This window comes from Caballeronia fortuita, from assembly GCF_001544835.2.
GTDB lineage: Bacteria > Pseudomonadota > Gammaproteobacteria > Burkholderiales > Burkholderiaceae > Caballeronia > Caballeronia fortuita.
The window spans coordinates 332,880-353,867 of the sequence record NZ_FCNX02000007.1 but is presented as its reverse complement, the minus strand read 5'-3'; the positions used below and the strand labels follow the sequence as shown (position 1 = coordinate 353,867).

Sequence of the window (20,988 nt, the reverse complement as noted above, 5' to 3'; positions counted from 1 at the left end):
TGAAAGAGAAGGACCAGCATGCTACTCGCACTCGCGCAATGGCTTCAGAATGACGCCAGCTTCATGCGCGTGTTCACCTACATTACGTTCCGCGCCGTGGGTGCCACGGCGACGGCGCTTTTGATCGGTCTCGTCTGCGGCCCGTGGGTCATCCGCAAGCTGACCGCGCTGAAGGTCGGTCAGGCCGTGCGCAAGGACGGACCGCAGACGCACCTCGTCAAATCCGGCACGCCGACGATGGGCGGCGTGCTGATCCTCATGGGCATCGCCATATCCACGCTGCTGTGGGCCGATCTCACGAACCGCTTCGTGTGGATCGTGATGCTCGTCACGTTCGGCTATGGCGTCATCGGCTGGGTGGATGACTATCGCAAGGTCGTGCACAAGGATCCGCGGGGCATGTCGTCGCGCGAGAAGTATTTCTGGCAATCGGTGATCGGTCTCTTCGCAGCGGTCTATCTCGCGTTTTCGGTCTCCGAAGCGAACAACGCGCGCGTCTTCGATCTCTTCATGGCGTGGGTGAGAAGCGGTCTCTCGATGGGCCTGCCCGCGCGCGCCGACCTGATGCTGCCGTTCCTCAAGTCGATCACGTATCCGCTCGGCGTGTGGGGCTTCATTGCGATGACGTACTTCGTCATCGTCGGATCGAGCAACGCGGTGAATCTCACCGACGGCCTCGATGGTCTCGTCATCATGCCCGTCGTGCTCGTGGGCGCGTCGCTCGGCGCGTTCGCCTACGTGATGGGTTCATCGGTCTATTCGAAGTACCTGTTGTTCCCGCACATTCCAGGCGCGGGCGAGCTTTTGATCTTTTGTTCCGCAATGGGGGGCGCCGGACTCGCGTTTCTCTGGTACAACACGCACCCCGCGCAGGTCTTCATGGGCGATGTCGGCGCGCTCGCGCTCGGCGGCGCGCTCGGCACGATCGCGGTGATCGTCCGTCAGGAAGTCGTGCTGTTCATCATGGGCGGCGTGTTCGTCGCGGAAACGCTCTCGGTGATGCTCCAGGTTTTCTGGTTCAAGTTCACGAAGCGCCGTTACGGCGAAGGCCGACGCTTCTTCAAGATGGCGCCGCTGCATCACCACTACGAGCTGTCCGGCTGGACCGAAACGCAAGTGGTGGTGCGCTTCTGGATCATCACGTTGATGTTGTGCCTGTTCGGTCTGTCGACGCTCAAGCTGCGTTGATCTTTTTGCAGTTTCGCGATTTTTAAGGTTTTCGGGAAAGGTAAAGCGATGTTTGGCGAGAAGTTTTTCGGTCGGCAAAGTCCGATGGTGCTCGTGCTGGGACTCGGTGAATCCGGTCTGGCGATGGCGCGCTGGTGCGCCAGGCACGGTTGCCGCCTGAAAATCGCCGATACGCGCGAAACACCGCCGAATCTCTCCGAACTCGCGATCCACAAGATCGACGCGGATTTCGTCGGCGGCGCGTTCACGCCGGCCTTGCTCGACGACGGCATCGAACTCGTCGCGATCAGTCCGGGACTTTCGCCGCTCGCGCCAGATCTCGCGCCGCTGATCGCGGCAGCGAACGAGCGCGGCATTCCTGTCTGGGGCGAGCTCGAACTCTTCGCGCAGGCGCTCGCCGGGCTCGGCGCGAACGGCTACGCGCCGAAGGTCATCGCGATCACGGGCACCAACGGCAAGACCACGACGACCGCGCTCACCGGACTGCTGTGCGAGCGCGCGGGCAAGTCGGTGGCGGTCGCGGGCAACATCAGCCCCGCGATGCTGGACAAGCTGACCGAAGCCATCGATCAGACCGCGCTGCCCGATGTCTGGGTGCTCGAACTGTCGAGCTTTCAACTCGAAACCGCGCATACGTTCGCGCCCGATGCCGCCGCGGTCCTCAACATCACGCAGGACCATCTCGACTGGCACGGCGGGCTCGACGCCTACGCCGCCGCGAAGGGCCGCATCTTCGGCGCGGCCACGACGCGCGTGCTCAACCGCGACGACAGCCGCGTGATGAAGCTCGCCGCGAACGTCGCGCAACATCGTGTCGTGACGTTCGGCCTGAACGAACCGCTCAACGTCGGCGACTATGGTTTGCTGCGCGATAACGGCATGCAGTGGCTGGCCGTCGGCGTGGATCAGGATGCATCGGAAGAGCCCGTTACGTCGCGTCGCCGCAAGAAGGACGATGTCGAGCCGAACCTCGTGCCGAAGCGTTTGATGCCCGTCGATGCGTTGCGCATCCGCGGTCTGCACAACGCGGCGAACGCGCTTGCGGCGCTCGCTCTCGCGCGCGCAATCGAACTGCCGCTGGCGGCGCTGCTGCATGGCTTGCGCGAATATCGCGGCGAACCGCATCGCGTCGAAGTAATCGCGCAGATCGACGGCGTCGATTATGTCGACGACAGCAAAGGCACCAACGTGGGCGCGACCGTCGCCGCGCTCGATGGTCTCGCGCAACGCATCGTGCTGATTGCCGGCGGCGACGGCAAGGGCCAGGACTTCTCGCCGCTCGAAGCGCCGGTCGCACGCTGGGCGCGCGCGGTGATGCTGATCGGCCGCGACGCGCCGCGCATCCGCGAGACGCTGGCATCGACGAAGGTCGAACTGCAGGACCACGCGACGCTCGAGGAAGCGACGAACGCGGCCGCGAAGATCGCGGAGCCTGGCGACGCCGTGCTGCTGTCGCCCGCTTGCGCGAGCCTCGACATGTTCAGGAACTACGCACATCGCGCCGACGTGTTTCGCGGCGCGGTCGAAGAAATTGCCGCCGCACGGGGAGTGATGTTATGAGCTGGTCGGAACGCTTCGGATCGAAACTTACCGGACAGCGCAACGCGATGCCGGGCGACTCGCTCGCGGGCCGCTCGAATTCGGGCACGCGCGGCGGCATTTCGAGCGCGGTCAACGGCGTGCGTCCCGCGCGCTCGCGCATGCTCGACTACGACTATTCGCTGCTGTGGGTGATGATCTCGCTGCTCGGACTGGGCATCGTGATGGTGTACTCGGCGTCGATCGCCATGCCCGATTCGCCGAAGTACGCGAGCTACCGCGACTATCACTTCCTCGTGCGCCATCTGATTTCGATCACGACGGCGCTCGTCGGCGCGATCATCGCGTTCAAGATTCCCATCAAGACGTGGGAGAAATACGCGCCGAAGCTCTTCCTGATCGCACTGGTGATGCTCGTCATCGTGCTGATTCCGCACGTCGGCAAGGGCGTGAACGGCGCGCGCCGCTGGATTCCGCTCGGCATCACGAACATGCAGCCGTCGGAAATCATGAAGCTCGCCGTGACGATCTACGCCGCGAACTACACGGTGCGCAAACAGGAATTCATGCACAGCTTCGGCAAGGGCTTTCTGCCGATGGCGGTCGCGGTTGGCGCGGTCGGCGCGCTGCTGCTGCTCGAACCGGATATGGGCGCGTTCATGGTGATCGCCGCCATCGCCATGGGCGTGCTCTTCCTCGGCGGCGTCAACGGCAAGCTATTCGGCGGGCTCGTCGCGACGGCGGTCGGCACGTTCACGCTGCTCGTGTGGGCCTCGCCGTGGCGTCGCGAGCGGATCTTCGCTTACCTCGATCCGTGGGACGACCGTTACGCGCAAGGCAAGGCCTATCAGTTGACGCACTCGCTGATCGCGTTCGGGCGCGGCGAGTGGTTCGGCGTCGGACTCGGCGGCAGCGTCGAAAAGCTCAACTACCTGCCGGAAGCGCATACCGACTTCATTCTCGCGGTGATCGGCGAGGAACTCGGTTTTGTCGGCGTGATCTGCGTGATCCTGCTGTTCTACTGGATCGTGCGCCGCGCGTTCGAAATCGGCCGTCAGGCGCTCGCGCTCGATCGCACGTTCGCCGGTTTGATGGCCAAGGGTGTCGGCATCTGGTTCGGCGCGCAGACGTTCATCAACATGGGCGTGAATCTCGGTCTGCTGCCCACGAAAGGTCTGACGCTGCCGCTCGTTTCCTACGGCGGCTCGGGCATCTTGCTGAACTGCGTCGCGCTGGCGGTGCTGCTGCGTGTCGACTATGAGAACCGGGTGCTTATGCGCGGAGGAAAAGTATGACCGCGCAACGCGACCGCACCTTGATGGTGATGGCAGGCGGCACCGGGGGCCACGTGTTCCCGGGGCTCGCGGTCGCGCACTGGATGCAGGCGCACGGCTGGCGCGTGGTGTGGCTCGGCAATGCGAGCGGCATGGAAGCGGCGCTCGTGCCGAAGCACGGCATCCCGATGGAATGCGTGCGTTTCGGCGGCGTGCGCGGCAAGGGCATCAAGACGAAGCTGATGTTGCCGGTGAATCTGCTGCGCGCGTGTTCGCAAAGTCTCGCCGCGTTGCGTCGCGTGAAGCCGGACGTCGTGCTCGGCATGGGCGGCTACATCACGTTTCCGGCGGGCATCATGACGAAGCTCGCGGGCTGCCCGCTCGTGCTGCACGAGCAGAACTCCATCGCGGGACTCGCGAACAAGGTGCTCGCGCATCTCGCGAAGCGCGTGCTCGTCGCCTTTCCCAATGCTCTGCCGAATGCGGAATGGACGGGTAATCCGATCCGTGCGGAACTAACGAGCGCTTTGCCACCCAAAGAACGCTACGCCGCGCGTTCGGGACCGCTGAACGTGCTCGTCGTCGGAGGCAGTCTCGGTGCCGCCGCGCTCAACGAAACAGTGCCGAAGGCGCTCGCGATGCTCGCATCGAACGAGCGTCCGCGCATCGTTCATCAGGCGGGTGCGAAGCACATCGAAGCACTGGAAGCAAACTATGCGGCGGCAGGCCTTGCGCGCGGCGAAAGCCTGCAACTCGTGCCGTTCATCGAAGATATGGCGAGCGCGTACGCATCGGCGGATCTCGTCATTTGCCGCTCGGGCGCGATGACAGTTTCGGAGATTGCGGCGGTCGGCGTGGCGGCGCTTTTCGTGCCGTTCCCGTTCGCCGTGGACGACCATCAGACGACCAACGGCGCGTTTCTCGCAAAGAACGGCGCGGCTGAACTGATACAACAACGCGATTTGTCGGCGCAAAAGCTCGCCGACTGGTTACGCGCACAGTCGCGCGCATCGCTTACGGACATGGCCGAGCGCGCGCGCGCGCTGGCGAAACCGGACGCGGCTGAAAAGGTCGCGAGCATTTGCGCCGACGTGGCGGGCGCGCGTGTGAACGCGCAAGCTCGGGAGGCACACTGAATGAAACACATCGTCAAGCATATTCACTTCGTCGGGATCGGCGGCGCGGGCATGAGCGGCATCGCCGAAGTGCTGCTCAATCTCGGCTATCACGTGAGCGGCTCGGATCTCTCGAACGGCGCGGTCACCGAGCGCCTGCGCGCACTCGGCGCGCGCGTCGACATCGGCCATCACGAGCAGAACATCGAAGGCGCAAATGCGGTCGTCGTATCGACGGCCGTGCGCGCGGACAATCCCGAAGTGCTCGCCGCGCGTCATCGCCGCGTGCCGATCGTGCCGCGCGCCGTGATGCTCGCGGAACTCATGCGCCTGAAGCAGGGCATCGCTATCGCGGGCACGCACGGCAAGACCACGACGACATCGCTCGTCGCGAGCGTGCTGGCGGCGGGCGGGCTCGATCCGACCTTCGTGATAGGCGGTCGTCTGAACAGCGCGGGCGCGAACGCGCGGCTCGGCACGGGTGATTTCATCGTCGCCGAAGCGGACGAATCCGACGCATCGTTCCTGAATCTCTTCCCGGTGATCGAAGTCATCACGAACATCGACGCCGATCACATGGACACCTACGGCCACGACTTCGCGCGGCTCAAGCAGGCGTTCATCGAGTTCACGCATCGCTTGCCGTTCTACGGCATCGCGGTGCTGTGCGTCGACGATCCCAACGTGCGCGAAATCCTGCCGTTCGTGTCGAAACCGATCATCCGCTACGGCCTGGGCGCCGAAGCCGAAGTGCGCGCGGTGAACGTCGAGGCGAGGAACGGCCGCATGCATTTCACGACGCTGCGCGCGGACGCGCCGTCGCTCGACATCGTGCTGAACCTGCCGGGCACGCACAACGTGCAGAACGCGCTCGCGGCCATCGCCATCGCGACTGAACTTGAAGTCGCGGATGCCGATATCCAGCGTGCGCTCGCCGAGTTCAACGGCGTCGGGCGGCGCTTCCAGCGTTACGGCGAAGTGAGCGCGGGCAACGGCGAAGGCGCGTACACGCTGATCGACGACTACGGTCATCACCCGGTCGAAATGGCGGCGACGATCGCGGCGGCGCGCGGCGCGTTTCCAGACCGCCGCCTCGTGCTCGCATTCCAGCCGCATCGCTACACGCGCACGCGCGACTGCTTCGAAGATTTCGTGAAGGTGCTGTCGACGGTCGATGCACTCGTGCTCACCGATGTCTACGCGGCGGGCGAAGCGCCCATCGTCGCCGCCGACGGCCGTGCGCTCGCGCGCGCGATCCGCGTCGCGGGCAAGGTCGAGCCGGTGTTCGTCGAAACCATCGACGAAGTGCCCGACGCGGTCACGACCATCGCGCGCAACGGCGACGTGGTGATCGCAATGGGCGCGGGTTCCATCGGCGGCGTATGCGGCAAGCTGGCCAACCCGCAGCCTCAGTAAGAGCAAGACAATGAGTAATCAAGTGAATCAGATCGATCCGGCCGTATTCGGCAAAGTCGCGGTGCTGCTCGGTGGCAACTCCGCCGAGCGCGAGGTTTCGCTCAATTCCGGGCGTCTCGTGCTCGAAGGCCTGCGTGAGGCAGGCATCGACGCGCATCCGTTCGATCCGGCCACGCATCCGCTTTCCGATCTGAAGGCGCAAGGTTTCGCGCGCGCGTTCATCGCGCTGCACGGCGGTTATGGCGAGAACGGGCAACTGCAGGGCGCGCTCGATTTCTACGGCATCCGTTACACGGGCAGCGGCGTGCTCGGCTCGGCGCTCGGCATGGACAAGCTGCGCACGAAGCTCGTATGGCAGCAGACCGGCGTGCCGACGCCGCCGTTCGAAACGGTTTTCCGCGGCGAAGACTATGCGGCCCGCGCGCAGGACATCATCGCGAAGCTCGGGCTGCCGCTCTTCGTGAAGCCGGCGAGCGAAGGATCGAGCGTCGCGGTCATCAAGGTGAAGAGCGCGGAGATGCTCGTGCCCGCGCTCGAGGAAGCGGCGAAGTTCGACAAGATCGTGATCGTCGAGAAGAGTATCGAGGGTGGCGGCGAGTACACGTGCTGCATCGCGGGCGATCTCGATTTGCCGGTCATCAAGATCGTGCCGGCGGGCGAGTTCTACGACTATCACGCGAAGTACGTCGCCGACGACACGCAGTATCTGATTCCGTGCGGCCTGACCGAAGCCGAAGAAGCGCGCATGAAGCAGTTGACCAAGCGCGCATTCGAGATTCTCGGCTGCACCGACTGGGGCCGCGCCGACTTCATGCTCGACGCGGACGGCAACCCGTATTTCCTCGAAGTGAACACGGCGCCCGGCATGACCGATCACTCGCTGCCACCGAAGGCCGCGCGCGCGGTCGGCATCGGCTACAGGGATCTCGTCGTGAAGGTGCTGTCGCTCACGCTGAAGAACTAGGTCGAACACATTCAGGACACGAATCAGCGAAACCATGTGGAACAACGTTCGCCAACTCAACCTCGCCGCCAACGCGCTGCACGTCGTGCTCGTGCTGCTGCTTCTGGGCGCCGCGGGTTACTGGGCGATCCAGCGTCCCGAGTTTCGCCTGCGCGAGCTTCAAATCGACGGCGACACGACGCACATCAGTTCGCCGGTCGTGCGCGCAAGCGTGGTCGGCCATCTGAAAGGCAACTTTTTCACCGTCGATCTGGACGCGGCCCGCGCCGCGTTCGAGCAGGTGCCGTGGGTGCGTCATGCGAGCGTGCGGCGCGTATGGCCGAATGCGCTCGCGGTGACGCTGGAGGAATACAAGCCGCTCGGAACGTGGGGCAACGATCAGCTGGTGAGCGTAGACGGCGATCTTTTCACGGCGAACCAGGGCGAACTCGACGACGACCTGCCCGCGTTCGACGGTCCCGAGGGTACGGCGAAGGAAGTCGTCGCGCGGTATCACGATTTCCAGAAGTGGTTCGCGCCGCTCGACGCGAAGCCAGACGAAGTGACGCTGTCGCCGCGCTTCGCGTGGACGGTGAAGCTGTCGAACGGCACGCAGATCGAACTTGGCCGCGAGCGCAATCAGGACACGCTGAACGAGCGTTGCAAGCGCTTCGTCGCGTCGTGGCCGTCCGTGACGGGACGCTGGGGTAAGGACATCGAATATGCGGATTTGCGGTACCCGAACGGCTTCGCCATACGAGCCGCGAACATGCGCTTCATCAACGACACCGACAAGGCCAAGAAGTAAGCAGACATCACAGGCATGAGCACGCTATGAGCAAAGACTACAAAGACCTGCTGGTTTCCCTCGACATCGGAACGTCGAAGGTGGTCGCGATCGTCGCCGAACTGAAAGGCGAAGGCCACTACGAGGTGATCGGACTCGGTCAGAGCGACTCGAAGGGGTTGAAGAAGGGCGTCGTGGTCAATATCGAGGCCACGGTGCAATCCATCCAGCGCGCGCTCGAAGAAGCCGAACTGATGGCGGATTGCAAGATCACGAACGTATTCACCGGGATCGCGGGCAGCCACATCCGCAGCTTCAATTCGAGCGGCATGGTCGCGATCAAGGACAAGGAAGTCACGCAGGCGGACGTCGCGCGCGTGATCGAAACGGCCAAGGCGATCAACATCCCGACCGATCAGCAGGTGCTGCATATCCTCACGCAGGAATTCATCATCGACGGGCAAGAGGATGTGCGCGAGCCGATCGGCATGAGCGGCATCCGCCTCGAAGTGAAGGTGCACATCGTCACGGGCGCGGTGAGCGCGGCGCAGAACATCGTGAAGTGCGTGCGCCGCTGCGGGCTCGAAGTGAACGACCTCATCCTGCAGCCGCTCGCGTCGTCGCTCGCGGTGCTGACGGAGGACGAGAAGGAACTGGGCGTGGTGCTCGTCGATATCGGCGGCGGCACGACGGACATCGCCATTTTCAGCGAAGGCGCGATCCGTCATACGGCCGTGATTCCGATCGCCGGCGACCAGATCACGAGCGACGTCGCGATGGCGCTGCGCACGCCGACGCCGGACGCGGAAGACATCAAGGTGAGCTACGGCATCGCGAAGCAGGCGCTTGCCGATCCGGACGAAATGATCGAAGTGCCGGGTCTGGGCGAGCGGGGTCCGCGCACGCTGTCGCGCCAGGCGCTGGCGGCGGTCGTGGAACCGCGCGTCGAAGAGCTTTTCTCGCTGGTGCAGCAGGTCGTGCGCGAATCGGGCTACGAAGAGCTGCTGTCGAGCGGCGTCGTGCTGACCGGCGGCGCGGCGATGATGCCCGGCATGGTCGAGCTTGGCGAAGACATCTTCCTGAAGCCGGTGCGCATTGGCGTGCCGGAGTATGCGGGCGGTCTCGCGGACGTGGTGCGCAATCCGCGCTACTCCACGGCAATGGGCCTGCTCGCCGAAGGACGCTCGCAACGCATGCGCGGCCGCAAGGTCGCGGTGCAGAACGGATCGATGGGACAGGTGTTCTCGCGGATGAAAGACTGGTTCCTCGGGAATTTCTAAGTAACAAGCAATAAGCAACAAAAGAATTTCGCGCTGGTACCGGCGGCTGGTGCGCGACAAGAGGTTGCCCGATCTCTCGTCGAATAACGCCGATCTTCATTCTTGACGGAGGCAACATGGATTTCGAAATGCTGGAAACGGAAACCAACGGAACGATCATCAAGGTCGTGGGCGTTGGCGGTGCTGGCGGCAACGCGGTTCAGCACATGATCAATCGTGGTGTGCAGGGCGTCGACTTCATCGTGATGAACACCGACGCGCAGGCGCTCGCTCGTTCGCGTGCGCCGGCGGTTCTGCAGCTCGGCATGACCGGTCTCGGCGCGGGCGCGAAACCGGAGAAGGGTAAGGAAGCAGCGGAAGACGCACGTGAGCGCATCGCCGATGCACTGCGCGGCGCGCATATGGTGTTCATCACCGCCGGCATGGGCGGCGGCACGGGCACGGGCGCGGCACCGGTGGTCGCGCAGATCGCGAAGGAAATGGGCATTCTGACCGTCGGCGTGGTGAGCAAGCCGTTCGAGTTCGAAGGCGGCCGCCGCATGCGCGTGGCGGAAGCCGGTTCGCAACAACTGGAGGATCACGTCGACTCGCTGATCGTCGTGCTGAACGACAAGCTGTTCGAGGTGATGGGCGACGACGCCGAGATGGACAAGTGCTTCCAGTGCGCGGACGACGTGCTGAACAACGCTGTCGCGGGCATCGCTGAAATCATCAACGTCGACGGCCTCGTGAACGTCGACTTCGAAGACGTAAAGACGGTGATGGGCGAGCAGGGCAAGGCGATGATGGGCACGGCGACGGTCGCTGGCGTCGATCGCGCGCGTTTGGCTGCCGAGCAGGCTGTCGCAAGCCCGCTACTGGAAGGCGTGGATCTGTCGGGTGCGCGTGGCGTGCTGGTGAACATTACGTCGAGCCGTTCGCTGCGTCTGTCGGAAACGCGTGAAGTGATGAACACGATCAAATCGTATGCAGCCGACGACGCAACCGTGATCTTCGGCGCGGTGTACGACGACGCGATGGGCGACGCACTGCGCGTGACGGTCGTGGCAACGGGTCTGGGCCGCGCGGCGAAGAAGCAGCAGCAAGCGCCGATGACGCTCCTGCGCACGGGCACCGACAACCAGCCGGTCGCGCACGCGCATCACACCGCGCACAATTCGTACGGTGCGCAACACGGTCAGAGCACGACGGATTACGGCCAGCTCGACACGCCGGCAGTGTGGCGCTCGACGCGCGAAACGGCGGCATCGCACGTGCAGGCGCTGCAGGAAAAGGGCGTCGATACGTATGACATTCCCGCGTTCCTGCGCAAGCAGGCGGACTGAAGCGAAGCGCACGTTATTTGCTGCGGAGTTTCATGACGATGCGGCACACCGCGTGCACGCGCTGAACGTCCGACGCGGATGATGCAGGCTTCGCGTGGGGCGACTGTCCAAGGCCGCGTCCTGGGAGCACAATGGACGCCGGGCCGTGGCCAGCCGACCCCCACGAATCTGCTCCTGACGTCGAGGCAGGCAGAGTGGGGCCGAAATCGCCGCAAGGACTTTGGCGCGGTTGCGGGACGATGCAATCGCGAGGATGTCGGCGAGCACTGACGAGGGAAGGACCGAGCATGATCAAAGTGGGTGAAACGTTGCCGGACGTGCGTCTCTTCGAATTCATCGAAGAGGCAACGGAAGGCTGTGCCGTGGGACCGAATGCGTTCCCGGTGCGCGAGCGGAGCGCAGGCAAGCGCGTGGTGATCTTCGGATTGCCGGGCGCGTTCACGCCGACGTGCTCCGCCAGGCACGTGCCCGGCTACGTCGAAGCAGCAGCGGATTTGTCCGCGGCGGGCATCGACGAAGTCTGGTGCGTTTCCGTCAACGACGCGTTCGTGATGAACGCGTGGGGACGCGATCTTCAAACCTCGGGCAAGGTGAGGATGATCGCAGACGGCAGTGCGCGTTTCGCTCAGGCACTCGGACTGGATCAGGATTTGTCCGAGCGTGGCATGGGAATTCGTTCCCAGCGCTACGCGATGGTGGTCGACGACGGCGTGGTCAAGACGCTGAACGTCGAAGCGCCCGGCAAGTTCGAAGTCAGCGACGCTCAAAGCATCCTGGCGACGTTGCGCTGATCGCAGCGGCGCCGCGTTGCCTCCGCGCAACGCTTCAGGCGCCCTCGCAATGAGCAGCAACTTGGGGCCGATGACCGGAAATGCCTCCATTCCGGCCATCGGCCCGTTCTACTTCTCTCTCCAGCCGTCCGACGTAACACAGGGAAACAGTTGATACCTCCCGGATCAGGACGGCGTGCGACGAATGGAGTATAATTCGACCTATTAGAATTTAACGCACGATTGATTTCCTTTATAGGGAACTTAAATCGGAAAGAAGATCATGTTGAAGCAGCGAACAATCAAGACTGTCGTCAAGACCGTGGGGATCGGGCTCCACTCCGGTCGCAAGGTCGACCTGACTTTGCGCCCCGCGCCGATCGGCACGGGCATCGTGTTTTCGCGTATCGACCTGCCCGAGCCGGTCGATATCCCCGCGTCCGCGATGTCGATCGGCGACACACGCCTCGCGTCCGTCTTGCAGAAAGACGGCGCGCGCGTCTCGACCATCGAGCACTTGATGTCGGCGTGTGCTGGACTCGGTATCGACAATCTGTATGTCGATGTAACCGCCGAGGAAATCCCGATCATGGACGGCAGCGCGGCATCGTTCGTGTTTCTGATTCAATCGGCGGGTATCGAAGAGCAGAACGCGCCGAAGCAGTTCATCAAGGTGACGAAGCCCGTCGAAGTGCGCGACGGCGACAAGTTCGCGCGTCTCGAGCCGTATTTCGGGTTCAAGCTGAGCTTCACCATCGATTTCCGCCATCCGGCCGTCGATAAGACCGGTCAGGCGCTGGAAGTCGATTTCGCGACTACGTCCTATGTGCGCGAAATTGCGCGCGCCCGCACGTTCGGCTTTGCACACGAAGTCGAAATGATGCGCGAGCTCGGTCTCGCGCGCGGCGGCAGCATGGACAACGCGATCGTGCTGGACGAATACCGCATCCTGAACAACGACGGCCTTCGTTACGACGACGAATTCGTCAAGCACAAGATGCTCGACGCAATCGGCGATCTTTACGTCGTCGGCCATCCGTTGCTGGCGTCGTACAAGGCGTACAAGGGCGGCCACGCAATGAACAACATGCTGCTGCGTGAGTTGCTGGCCAACGAAGAAGCCTATGAAATCGTCACGTTCGACGACACGCAAAAGGCGCCGCGCGGTTTCGCTTTCGACACGCAGACAGCATTCGCCTGATACTGCGGGAACTCGGCGGTCAAAGATGAGCGGCAGCGAAAGCGCCGCTCATTTTTTTTGTGCGCGCGCCTGATGCCGTACGGCCATGCGCGCGAGTGCTTCCTGCAAAGGCGACGGCTCGAGCGATTCGGCCAGATCATGGAGCGCCGATGCGCCCGCCTGAGACATCCGCGCCTGTTTCGGCGGCGCGGGCTCTTTCATCGATTGCGGGCGCACGCGGATCTTCAGCGCATTGACTGCCCAGCCGCGCTGCTGGAGATCGGCAAGCAGACGCGGCTCCAGATGCCGCAAACGCGCCGCCAGCGCGTTATGCGCTGCAAAGAGCGCGAGCACGCCGTCCTTGAGGAAGCCCGGCTCCACGTTCGACGCCAGATAGTCCGGCAACAGCGCGTTCAGATCGCGCTGCATCGCCGCCATTTGCTCGACGCCCGCGCGCAGCGCGCGGAAGGCATCGGTGCGGTCGAGCACGTCGGCGATGGCTTGCGGCCGGCGCGGATCGAAACCCGATCTTGAATTTGTAGAAAAGCGGCTCATTTTTTGTTTAGGCGGATGCCTGACGGAACGATTCGATTGTACGCGACGCACGCCATCGTTCCGGCCGGGCGGGCCCGCCGACGGCCTTTGCTCAAATGCTTCAACCTGTTGACTGTCGCGTTCCGCCGACGCAGGCGCGGGCACACCGACGCAAGGTCTGCCAGACTCACATGCTAAAATTCCCGATTCGATTTCACCCTATGGACTTAAGTCGCCGAGGTTCTCCGAGCCCGGACGCAGCTTGGTGCTGTGGCCCGTCCGAAGCCGCGACGCAGACACTGATCCGATGACGACCGGTTTCCTTCAGAAGATTTTTGGCAGCCGCAATCAGCGGCTGGTCAAGCAGTATCAAAAGACCGTTGCGGCGATCAATGCCCTCGAGCCGACCGTCGAGAAGTATTCGGACGACCAGTTGCGCGCCAAGACCGATGAGTTCCGCCAGCGGGTCGCGGGCGGCGAATCGCTCGACGTGATCCTGCCTGAGGCATTCGCCGTCTGCCGCGAGGCGAGCAAGCGCATCTTGAAAATGCGCCATTTCGATGTTCAGCTCATCGGCGGCATGGTCCTGCACTACGGCAAGATTGCCGAAATGCGTACCGGCGAGGGCAAGACGCTCGTCGCGACGCTCGCGGCCTATCTGAACGCGCTGTCCGGGCGCGGCGTGCACGTCGTGACGGTGAACGACTATCTCGCCCAGCGCGACGCCGAATGGATGGCGCGTCTCTACAACTTCCTCGGCCTGTCCTGCGGCGTGAATCTGTCGCAGATGGAGCACTCGCAGAAGCAGGAAGCGTACGCGGCGGACATCACGTACGGCACGAACAACGAGTTCGGCTTCGACTATTTGCGCGACAACATGGTCTACGAGACCAACGCGCGGGTGCAGCGGCCGCTCAATTTCGCGATCGTCGACGAAGTGGACTCGATCCTCATCGACGAAGCGCGCACGCCGCTCATCATCTCCGGTCAGGCGGAAGATCACACCGATCTCTACGTGCGCATGAACGCGCTGCCGCCGCTGCTCGAACAGCAGATCGGCGAAGAGAAGGCGGACGGCACCGGCGTCGAAAAGCCGGGAGACTACACGCTCGACGAGAAAGCGCGTCAGGTGTTTCTGACGGAATCCGGCCACGAAAAGGCCGAGCGCCTGCTTGCCGAGTGGGGCCTGATCGGCGAAGGCGAAAGTCTGTACGCGCCGCAGAACATCACGCTGATGCACCACATCTATGCCGCGCTGCGCGCGCATACGCTTTTCCTGCGCGATCAGCATTACGTGGTGCAGAACGGCGAAGTCGTGATCGTCGACGAATTCACGGGCCGCATGATGACCGGCCGCCGCTGGTCGGACGGTCTGCATCAGGCGGTTGAAGCCAAGGAACACGTCCAGATTCAGGCCGAGAACCAGACGCTCGCGTCGATCACGCTGCAGAACTATTTCCGCATGTACGCGAAGCTGTCCGGCATGACCGGCACGGCCGACACGGAAGCCTACGAATTCAACGAAATCTATGGCCTGGAAACGGTCGTGATTCCGACGAACCGTCCGCCGAAGCGCGTCGACAAGCAGGATCAGATCTACAAGACGTCGAAAGAGCGTTACGACGCGGTCATTCGCGACATCCGCGATTGCGTGGAGCGCGGTCAGCCGACGCTCGTCGGCACGACATCGATCGAAGCGTCCGAATTGCTGTCGGGTCTGCTCGGGCAAGCGGGCGTGAAGCACGAAGTGCTGAACGCGAAGCAGCATGCGCGCGAAGCGGCGATCGTCGCGGAAGCGGGCCGTCCGGCCGCCGTCACGATTGCGACGAACATGGCCGGCCGCGGCACGGACATCGTGCTCGGCGGCAACGTCGAGAAGCAGGCGTCGTTCATCGAAGCCGATCTGTCGATTCCCGAAAGCGAAAAAGCCGCGCGCATCCAGAAACTGCACGACGAATGGCAGGCGCTGCACGATCACGTGAAGGCGGCGGGCGGCCTGCACATTATCGGCACCGAGCGTCACGAATCGCGCCGTATCGACAACCAGTTGCGCGGCCGCGCGGGCCGTCAGGGCGACCCGGGTTCGTCGCGCTTCTATCTGTCGCTGGATGATCCGCTTCTGCGCATTTTCGCGGGCGACCGCGTGCGCGCGATCATGGATCGCCTGAAGATGCCGGAAGGCGAGCCGATCGAAGCGGGCATGGTCACGCGTTCCATCGAAGGCGCGCAGCGCAAGGTCGAAGCGCGCAATTTCGATATCCGCAAACAACTGCTCGAATACGACGACGTCGCCAACGATCAGCGCAAGGTGATCTATCAGCAGCGCAACGAACTGCTCGAAGCGAACGACGTGCAGGAAACCATCGCCGCGATGCGCCAGAGCGTGATCGGCGACGTCGTGCGCACGTTCGTGCCGGCGGGCAGCATCGAAGAGCAGTGGGAAGCGCCGGAACTGGAAGAAGTGCTGCGCAACGAATGGTCGCTCGATCTCGCCGTTCAAGAGATGATCAACGAGTCGAATTCGATCGATTCCGAAGAGATCTGCGAAGCCGTGCTCGCCGCCGCCGACGAAGCGTACGAAGCGAAGGTCGCGATGGTCGGCCGCGAGTCGTTCAGCGCGTTCGAGCGCTCGATCATGCTGCAGACGCTCGACAGCCGCTGGCGCGAGCATCTCGCCGCGCTCGATCACTTGCGCCAGGGCATTCATCTTCGCGGCTATGCGCAGAAGAACCCGAAGCAGGAATACAAGCGCGAGGCGTTCGAACTCTTTGCCGCGATGCTCGATGCCGTGAAGCAGGAAGTCACGCGCGTCGTCATGAACGTGCAGATCCAGTCGCCGGAACAGCTCGAAGAGGCGGCCGAGCAGTACGAAGAGAAGGGCAGCCATCTGGAGAACGTGTCGTTCACGCACGCGGACTACAACGCGCCCGCCGCCGAGCCGACGCCCGCCGCAGCCGCCGCGAGCGCGACGGCGCAAATGGTCAGCCAGGCAATGGCCGCCGGCGACGACATCAGCGTGGCAACGCGTCCCTCGGACGACGTGCCGAAGGTCGGCCGCAACGATCCATGCCCGTGCGGCAGCGGCAAGAAGTACAAGAACTGTCACGGCAAGCTGGTGTAATCGGCCGATGACTGCAGGAACAAGCGACGCAGCAATGCGTCGTTTGTCTTTGCAGAACTCAACAATTCACGGCGCCGGTTCCACTCAGCCGGCCGGCGTCAGTTTTCCATCAAGTGCCGGTTCGATGAGCCGGCGCGCGCAACAATCAGCGAGACGCGAACATGGCCGTCAATTTCCCCTCGATCGATCCCGCAGCGCTTCATCCTGTCGCCGGCGTCACGCTCGGTTACGCCGAGGCGAACATCCGCAAGCCCAATCGCAAGGACGTGCTCGTCATTCGTGTCGATGAAGGCGCGAGCGTTGCGGGCGTCTTCACGCAGAACCGCTTCTGCGCGGCGCCGGTAACGGTCTGTCGCGAGCATCTCGCGGCGGCGGGCAAAGGCGGCAAAGGCATTCGCGCGCTCGTCGTGAACACGGGCAACGCGAACGCGGGCACCGGCGACCCGGGCATGGCGCACGCACGCGAAACCTGCGCCGAACTCGCGCGTCTCGCGAACCTCGACGCGCAGCAGATCCTGCCGTTCTCGACCGGCGTGATTCTGGAACCGCTTCCGATCGATCGCCTGAAGGCGGGACTGCCGGCCGCGCTCGCGAGCCAGAAGGCCGCGCACTGGTTCGACGCCGCGCAGGCCATCATGACGACCGACACGCTGCCGAAAGCCGTGTCGCGCCAGGTGACGATCGATGGTCACGTCGTCACGCTGTCGGGCATCAGCAAGGGCGCGGGCATGATCCGCCCGAACATGGCGACGATGCTCGGTTTCCTCGCGTTCGATGCGAACGTTGCGCAACCGGTGCTCGACGAACTCGTGAAGCATGTCGCGGATCGCTCGTTCAACTGCATCACGATCGACGGCGATACGTCGACCAACGATTCGTTCATCCTCATTGCGTCGGGCAAGTCGTCGCTGCCGGCGATCGCATCGACGGATTCGCCCGGCTATGCCGCATTACGCGACGCCGTGACCGAAGTCGCGCAGGAACTTGCGCAACTCATCGTGCGCGACGGCGAAGGCGCGACCAAGTTCATGACGATCACGGTGGTAGGCGGCAAGGACGCGGCGGAATGCCGTCAGATCGCGTACGCGATCGGTCATTCGCCGCTCGTAAAGACCGCGTTCTACGCATCCGATCCGAACCTCGGCCGCATTCTCGCGGCGATCGGCTATGCGGGCGTGACGGACCTCGACGTCGGCAAGATCGATCTCTATCTCGATGACGTGCTCGTCGCGAAAGCCGGCGGCCGCAATCCCGAGTACAGGGAAGAAGACGGCCAGCGCGTGATGAAAAAGAGCGAGATCGCGATTCGCGTGCTGCTCGGACGCGGCAGCGCGCAGGCGACCGTCTGGACCTGCGACCTTTCGCACGATTACGTGAGCATCAACGCCGACTATCGCTCGTAAAAGCGGAAACCCGATGGACAAACTCGAACAATTTCTCACGCGCGCCGAGGCGGTACTGGCGCGCATCGAAGGCATGTTGCCGCCCGCGGCGCCCGATATCGACTGGGAATCCGCAGTGGCTTTTCGCTGGCGCAAGCGTCAGGGGCGCGGTTTCCTGCAGCCCGTGTCCGCCATTTCGCAGATTTCGCTCGACGACCTTCAAAACATCGACCGTCAGAAGAGCCTGATTCAGCAGAACACGCAGCAGTTCGTGAACAATCTGCCGGCGAACAACGTGCTGCTGACTGGCGCGCGCGGCACGGGCAAGTCGTCGCTGATCAAGGCGTGTCTGAACGCGTATTCGAAGGACGGTTTGCGGCTCATCGAAGTCGACAAGGACGATCTGCACGATCTCGGCGATATCGTCGATCTGATCGCGACGCGGCCCGAGCGCTTCATCGTCTTCTGCGACGATCTTTCCTTCGAGGAAGGCGAGTCGGGCTACAAGGCGCTGAAGGTGGCGCTTGACGGTTCGGTCGCGGCGCAATCGGACAACGTGCTGATCTACGCGACGTCCAACCGCCGCCATCTGTTGCCGGAATACATGAGCGACAACGAGACGTACAAGCACACGTCCGATGGCGAGATTCATCCTGGCGAAGTCGTCGAGGAGAAGATTTCGCTGTCGGAGCGCTTCGGTCTTTGGGTCAGCTTCTATCCGTTCAAGCAGGACGATTATCTGGCGATCGTCGCGCACTGGCTGAAGCACTTCGGTTGCGATGACGCGGATATCGAGAACGCGCGCGGCGATGCGCTCGTCTGGGCGCTCGAACGCGGCTCGCGCTCGGGCCGCGTGGCGTGGCAGTTCGCGCGCGACCGCTCGGGACGCAAGCAATGACCGGCCCGCAACCGGACATCGCGCCCGATGGCCGCAAGGTAACGGAAGTCGCCGTCGGCGTGATGGTGCAGCACGACGGACGCTATCTGCTTGCGCAGCGGCCCCCGGGCAAACCGTACGAAGGTTACTGGGAATTTCCGGGCGGCAAGCTGGAACCGGGCGAGAGCGTCGAGGCGGCGCTCGGGCGCGAACTGCACGAGGAACTGGGTATCGACGTCACCGCGTGTCAGCTCTGGCGCACGCTCGAGCACGACTATCCGCACGCGTACGTGCGTCTATTCTTCTGCAAGGTGACGGGCTGGAAAGGGTCGCCGCTCGGGCGCGAGGGGCAGGCGATTGCCTGGCAGACGCTGCCCGTCGATGTCGCGCCGCTTCTGCCCGCAGCCATTCCGATTCTCGAGTGGCTCGAAGAGGAAGAGCGCGAATAACGGCGCTTCGGGCGCTTAGTTGAGGCCGCCGCGATTATCTTCATCCGGCGGCGTTTCCTGCGAGTTTCCCGCGATCTTGTACTTTTCGGCTGCCCACGCACCGAGATCGATCTGCTTGCAACGCTCCGAGCAGAACGGGCGAAAGCGGTTTTCGGGAACCCAGCGGACATCCTTGCCGCAGGTCGGGCATTTGACGACAGTGGTCATGACGATTGCGAATCGAGTCGGTTACGGACGGTATTTGACCATATGAGGCCGAACCGCTCACGATTCAAAGGCTGCAAAGCGTCAGATGAAACGGCACGTCGACATCGACAGCGCGCGGTTTCAGATCGCCGTCCTGAACGGTGAATCGCACCCACAGCATGTACTTGTTCGCGCTCGCTTCCGGAATCACGCGGGTGTCCGGCGAAACGCGCACCTGCATCAGCTGATACGTGCGTCCGGACAGCATCTGCTGATAGCTGCCCTGCATCGCCATGACTTTCGATGACTGCCCCGATTCGCGCGCGAGCCGCAGTACGATGGCGGCCGCGTCGCGCAGTGCGAGCATCGGCATGACCCACTTCGCGATGTCCTGGCGACGCTCCTCGACGGGCAACTGCTGCCAGGCGTAATACGACGGCAGATCGAACTTGCACGTTCCACCGGGAATGATCGTGCGGCTGCGGATGCTCGCGAGCCATTCGTTGTCAGCGAGATGCTGGCCGGTCTTGCCGTGCATGTCGGTCAGACCGCCAAGCGTCTGCTCGATTTCGCCGAGCACGGCTTCGAGCGCTTCCTGTTCGATACCCGGATTGCCGCGAAACGGCGCCAGCGTTTGCCGCTGCCGCTCCAGTTCCTTCATCAGATCGGCCTTGAGATCCGTTCGGCCTGCGACTTCGGCGATCTCGAAGAGTGTCGTGAGCGCGACGTGATGTTCCCGCGCGTCTTCCTGAGTCAGAAAGAACGTGAAGCGCTCGAACAGGTCCTCGAGGCGCAACAGCGTCCGGATTCGCTCGTTGAAGGGATACTCGTAAAGGATCAAGCGCGCTCGCCTCGGCGTGGGTCGGTTGCTTCCTTGAGCGGAAGTGAGCACATTCTAATGCCGCATCCTCACCCTAGCAAATCGGGGCATATTCGCGCGGCAAACTGCCCGTTTCGACGCGAAACCGGGAACTTTCCGACGATTTCGCAAACTCAGGCGATCACGCGCTTCATGCCGAAGCGAGCGACAAATATCGCGCGTGAAGCGCGTCGACTTGCTGCGCGAGCGCGTCGCGCGTGGCGATTTCGTTGTTGATGACGATATCGTCGGCCGCAGCAAGCCGCGCCTCGCGTGACGCCTGCTTTGCCATGATCGCGAGCACCTGTTCGCGCGTGAAGCCGTTGCGCCGCATGACGCGCGCAATTTGCGTCTCGACAGGACAGTCCACCACCAGCACGCGCGAAACGCGGCTCGCCCATTCGCCGGATTCGACCAGCAGCGGCACGACGACGATGTGATACGCGCCCTGCGCGGCAAGGCGCTGGCGTTCCGTCTCGGCGCGAATCAGCGGATGCACGATGCCTTCGAGACGCGCCTTCGCGGTGTCGTCGGCGAAGACGAGCGCGCGCATTTTCGCGCGGTCGAGCGAGCCGTCCGCGGCGATAAAACCGTCGCCGAACTCGCCCGCGATCAGCGGCATCGCCACGCCGCCCGGCGCCGTGATTTGATGCGCGATCAGATCGGCGTCGATCAGCGGAACGCCGCGCGCCGCGAAGAGATCGGCGACCGTGCTCTTGCCGCTGCCGATGCCGCCGGTGAGGCCAATGCTGAACATCCGTTG

Annotated in this window: 19 protein-coding genes; 15 read left to right on the top strand and 4 right to left on the bottom strand. The window is 63.4% G+C overall.

Translation table 11 applies throughout. From position 1 onward, the window contains the following. The first annotated feature begins 18 nt into the window (after positions 1 to 18). From mraY to lpxC, 11 genes are all read left to right on the top strand, one after another. Positions 19 to 1,188 carry a phospho-N-acetylmuramoyl-pentapeptide-transferase gene (gene mraY / locus AWB77_RS16130; RefSeq protein WP_061135442.1) on the top strand — a complete coding sequence of 390 codons (1,170 nt, stop codon included), beginning with the start codon at positions 19 to 21 and terminating at the stop codon, positions 1,186 to 1,188. A 48-nt stretch (positions 1,189 to 1,236) separates the two neighbouring features. Further along, entirely contained in the window at positions 1,237 to 2,748 is a 1,512-nt protein-coding gene (murD, locus tag AWB77_RS16125) for a UDP-N-acetylmuramoyl-L-alanine--D-glutamate ligase (protein WP_061135441.1), read from the top strand. Further along, a complete protein-coding gene (gene ftsW / locus AWB77_RS16120; RefSeq protein ID WP_061135440.1) occupies positions 2,745 to 4,022 on the top strand; it encodes a putative lipid II flippase FtsW in 1,278 nt (425 codons plus the stop codon). Before murD ends, ftsW begins: the two co-directional genes overlap by 4 nt. Then, positions 4,019 to 5,137, top strand: a complete 1,119-nt coding sequence (gene murG, locus AWB77_RS16115; protein WP_061135439.1) for an undecaprenyldiphospho-muramoylpentapeptide beta-N-acetylglucosaminyltransferase — start codon at positions 4,019 to 4,021, stop codon at positions 5,135 to 5,137. The genes ftsW and murG overlap by 4 nt, the downstream gene beginning before the upstream one ends. Beyond that, positions 5,138 to 6,532 carry a UDP-N-acetylmuramate--L-alanine ligase gene (gene murC, locus AWB77_RS16110; RefSeq protein ID WP_061135438.1) on the top strand — a complete coding sequence of 465 codons (1,395 nt, stop codon included), beginning with the start codon at positions 5,138 to 5,140 and terminating at the stop codon, positions 6,530 to 6,532. A 22-nt stretch (positions 6,533 to 6,554) separates the two neighbouring features. Beyond that, positions 6,555 to 7,496 carry a D-alanine--D-alanine ligase gene (locus AWB77_RS16105; protein ID WP_061135437.1) on the top strand — a complete coding sequence of 314 codons (942 nt, stop codon included), beginning with the start codon at positions 6,555 to 6,557 and terminating at the stop codon, positions 7,494 to 7,496. A gap of 34 nt (positions 7,497 to 7,530) precedes the next feature. Beyond that, on the top strand, positions 7,531 to 8,283 hold the full coding sequence (locus AWB77_RS16100; protein ID WP_061135436.1) for a cell division protein FtsQ/DivIB: 753 nt from the start codon (positions 7,531 to 7,533) through the stop codon (positions 8,281 to 8,283). 26 nt (positions 8,284 to 8,309) lie between these two features. Continuing rightward, a complete protein-coding gene (ftsA, locus tag AWB77_RS16095) occupies positions 8,310 to 9,542 on the top strand; it encodes a cell division protein FtsA (protein ID WP_008342980.1) in 1,233 nt (410 codons plus the stop codon). Positions 9,543 to 9,658: 116 nt separating this feature from the next. Continuing rightward, entirely contained in the window at positions 9,659 to 10,867 is a 1,209-nt protein-coding gene (ftsZ, locus tag AWB77_RS16090) for a cell division protein FtsZ (protein WP_061135435.1), read from the top strand. Positions 10,868 to 11,154: 287 nt separating this feature from the next. Continuing rightward, complete coding sequence (locus AWB77_RS16085; RefSeq protein ID WP_061135434.1) at positions 11,155 to 11,658, top strand: peroxiredoxin; 504 nt, start codon at positions 11,155 to 11,157, stop codon at positions 11,656 to 11,658. A gap of 262 nt (positions 11,659 to 11,920) precedes the next feature. Next, the gene (lpxC, locus tag AWB77_RS16080) at positions 11,921 to 12,838 is read left to right on the top strand and encodes a UDP-3-O-acyl-N-acetylglucosamine deacetylase (protein WP_061135433.1); all 918 of its coding nucleotides are present in this window, start codon (positions 11,921 to 11,923) and stop codon (positions 12,836 to 12,838) included. A gap of 48 nt (positions 12,839 to 12,886) precedes the next feature. Here lpxC and AWB77_RS16075 read toward each other — a convergent pair whose 3' ends face one another. Beyond that, positions 12,887 to 13,372, bottom strand: coding sequence for a DciA family protein (locus AWB77_RS16075; protein ID WP_061135432.1), 486 nt, complete (start codon positions 13,370 to 13,372; stop codon positions 12,887 to 12,889). Between the two features lie 286 nt (positions 13,373 to 13,658). Between AWB77_RS16075 and secA the strand changes: the two genes are divergently transcribed. The 4 genes from secA (at position 13,659) to AWB77_RS16055 (ending at position 19,180) form a co-directional block, all read left to right on the top strand. After that, positions 13,659 to 16,472: a preprotein translocase subunit SecA gene (secA, locus tag AWB77_RS16070; RefSeq protein WP_061135472.1), complete on the top strand. Its 2,814-nt coding sequence runs from the start codon at positions 13,659 to 13,661 to the stop codon at positions 16,470 to 16,472. A 161-nt stretch (positions 16,473 to 16,633) separates the two neighbouring features. Further along, a complete protein-coding gene (argJ, locus tag AWB77_RS16065) occupies positions 16,634 to 17,875 on the top strand; it encodes a bifunctional glutamate N-acetyltransferase/amino-acid acetyltransferase ArgJ (RefSeq protein WP_061135431.1) in 1,242 nt (413 codons plus the stop codon). A 13-nt stretch (positions 17,876 to 17,888) separates the two neighbouring features. After that, positions 17,889 to 18,752: an ATP-binding protein gene (locus AWB77_RS16060; RefSeq protein ID WP_061135430.1), complete on the top strand. Its 864-nt coding sequence runs from the start codon at positions 17,889 to 17,891 to the stop codon at positions 18,750 to 18,752. Further along, a complete protein-coding gene (locus AWB77_RS16055; RefSeq protein ID WP_061135429.1) occupies positions 18,749 to 19,180 on the top strand; it encodes an NUDIX domain-containing protein in 432 nt (143 codons plus the stop codon). The genes AWB77_RS16060 and AWB77_RS16055 overlap by 4 nt, the downstream gene beginning before the upstream one ends. 15 nt (positions 19,181 to 19,195) lie before the next feature. Here the strand turns inward: AWB77_RS16055 and yacG are convergent, their stop codons facing one another. From yacG to coaE, 3 genes are all read right to left on the bottom strand, one after another. Beyond that, entirely contained in the window at positions 19,196 to 19,387 is a 192-nt protein-coding gene (gene yacG, locus AWB77_RS16050; protein ID WP_008342966.1) for a DNA gyrase inhibitor YacG, read from the bottom strand. A gap of 64 nt (positions 19,388 to 19,451) precedes the next feature. Beyond that, positions 19,452 to 20,207, bottom strand: coding sequence for a cell division protein ZapD (gene zapD / locus AWB77_RS16045; protein WP_061135428.1), 756 nt, complete (start codon positions 20,205 to 20,207; stop codon positions 19,452 to 19,454). A gap of 169 nt (positions 20,208 to 20,376) precedes the next feature. Further along, positions 20,377 to 20,982, bottom strand: a complete 606-nt coding sequence (coaE, locus tag AWB77_RS16040) for a dephospho-CoA kinase (protein WP_061135427.1) — start codon at positions 20,980 to 20,982, stop codon at positions 20,377 to 20,379. Positions 20,983 to 20,988: the final 6 nt, after the last annotated feature.

Coding starts and splice junctions, on each gene's coding strand:
- mraY (WP_061135442.1), top strand. CDS start 19: ATGCTACTCGCACTCGCGCAATGGCTTCAGAATGACGCCAGCTTCATG.
- murD (WP_061135441.1), top strand. CDS start 1,237: ATGTTTGGCGAGAAGTTTTTCGGTCGGCAAAGTCCGATGGTGCTCGTG.
- ftsW (WP_061135440.1), top strand. CDS start 2,745: ATGAGCTGGTCGGAACGCTTCGGATCGAAACTTACCGGACAGCGCAAC.
- murG (WP_061135439.1), top strand. CDS start 4,019: ATGACCGCGCAACGCGACCGCACCTTGATGGTGATGGCAGGCGGCACC.
- murC (WP_061135438.1), top strand. CDS start 5,138: ATGAAACACATCGTCAAGCATATTCACTTCGTCGGGATCGGCGGCGCG.
- AWB77_RS16100 (WP_061135436.1), top strand. CDS start 7,531: ATGTGGAACAACGTTCGCCAACTCAACCTCGCCGCCAACGCGCTGCAC.
- ftsA (WP_008342980.1), top strand. CDS start 8,310: ATGAGCAAAGACTACAAAGACCTGCTGGTTTCCCTCGACATCGGAACG.
- ftsZ (WP_061135435.1), top strand. CDS start 9,659: ATGGATTTCGAAATGCTGGAAACGGAAACCAACGGAACGATCATCAAG.
- AWB77_RS16085 (WP_061135434.1), top strand. CDS start 11,155: ATGATCAAAGTGGGTGAAACGTTGCCGGACGTGCGTCTCTTCGAATTC.
- lpxC (WP_061135433.1), top strand. CDS start 11,921: ATGTTGAAGCAGCGAACAATCAAGACTGTCGTCAAGACCGTGGGGATC.
- AWB77_RS16075 (WP_061135432.1), bottom strand. CDS start 13,372: ATGAGCCGCTTTTCTACAAATTCAAGATCGGGTTTCGATCCGCGCCGG.
- secA (WP_061135472.1), top strand. CDS start 13,659: ATGACGACCGGTTTCCTTCAGAAGATTTTTGGCAGCCGCAATCAGCGG.
- argJ (WP_061135431.1), top strand. CDS start 16,634: ATGGCCGTCAATTTCCCCTCGATCGATCCCGCAGCGCTTCATCCTGTC.
- AWB77_RS16060 (WP_061135430.1), top strand. CDS start 17,889: ATGGACAAACTCGAACAATTTCTCACGCGCGCCGAGGCGGTACTGGCG.
- AWB77_RS16055 (WP_061135429.1), top strand. CDS start 18,749: ATGACCGGCCCGCAACCGGACATCGCGCCCGATGGCCGCAAGGTAACG.
- yacG (WP_008342966.1), bottom strand. CDS start 19,387: ATGACCACTGTCGTCAAATGCCCGACCTGCGGCAAGGATGTCCGCTGG.
- coaE (WP_061135427.1), bottom strand. CDS start 20,982: ATGTTCAGCATTGGCCTCACCGGCGGCATCGGCAGCGGCAAGAGCACG.